This is a genomic window from Parabacteroides sp. AF39-10AC, assembly GCF_003635405.1.
Lineage (GTDB): Bacteria > Bacteroidota > Bacteroidia > Bacteroidales > Tannerellaceae > Parabacteroides > Parabacteroides distasonis.
In genome coordinates this window covers 110,683-111,357 of record NZ_QTLP01000019.1, presented here as the reverse complement: position 1 = coordinate 111,357, position 675 = coordinate 110,683, and the positions used below count along the sequence as shown (strand labels likewise).

The 675-nt window shown below is 44.6% G+C and carries 1 protein-coding gene and 1 pseudogene; one reads left to right on the top strand and one right to left on the bottom strand.

Annotation, left to right across the window (positions count from 1 at the left end):
• On the bottom strand, nt 1-252 hold a 252-nt coding region (locus tag DW033_RS24965), incomplete at its 3' end, for a hypothetical protein (protein ID WP_233554225.1).
• Between the two features lie 264 nt (nt 253-516).
• Here DW033_RS24965 and DW033_RS24960 point away from each other — a divergent pair.
• Nucleotides 517-675, top strand: a pseudogene (locus DW033_RS24960) (transcriptional regulator); the annotation flags it as partial.

Below are 675 nucleotides of genomic sequence, written 5' to 3'. Positions count from 1 at the left end.
AAAGTGGGGTAAGAGGCTTGCTACTTGGGAAGTAGCGTATTCTTTCACGGCGCGAATATAGCCAAAAAGTATCGAGAAACAAGTTTTTAAAGGGACACATTTCCTTTTTGGCTTGTCGGTAGTCTCATTTCCGTTCTGCATAAGCGGCATGCCTTTCTGATTTTGCTTTAATCCTTCCTGTATGGGCATGACGATGTAGGCGAAAGGAATCTCCTTTTGCCGATAATCACATTTTATTATGAGTTGGAACACGGAGCACACGGAATACACGGAAAAGTGCTTTCATTCCGTATTCCCTATCCGTGAAATCCGTGTATTCCGTGTGCTCCGTGTTCCTGTTTTACGCTACTTCCCAAGTAGCTTAATATTTCAACCGATGGTGATTTTCAGAAAAGCCATTTTTAAAAACATAAAGTGTTGTTTATCAGGAGTAAATAGGGCGCTCTTGGTAGGGCTTTGAATTGTCGTGAGGCTTGAGTGGAGATCTTGATATAATCTTAGGAAAAGATAATCATAATGATGAATGTTTTGAGAGACGGTTGCTCGGAGAGGGGTACGGCGCGAGTTGGCAAGCGTCATGACTTGAAGACTGTACGCTGGTACGTGCTCACGCTTCCTACTACGGGTGTGGCGCGACGTGACAAGATCAGCCCCGCTAAAAGCTTGGATGCCGAG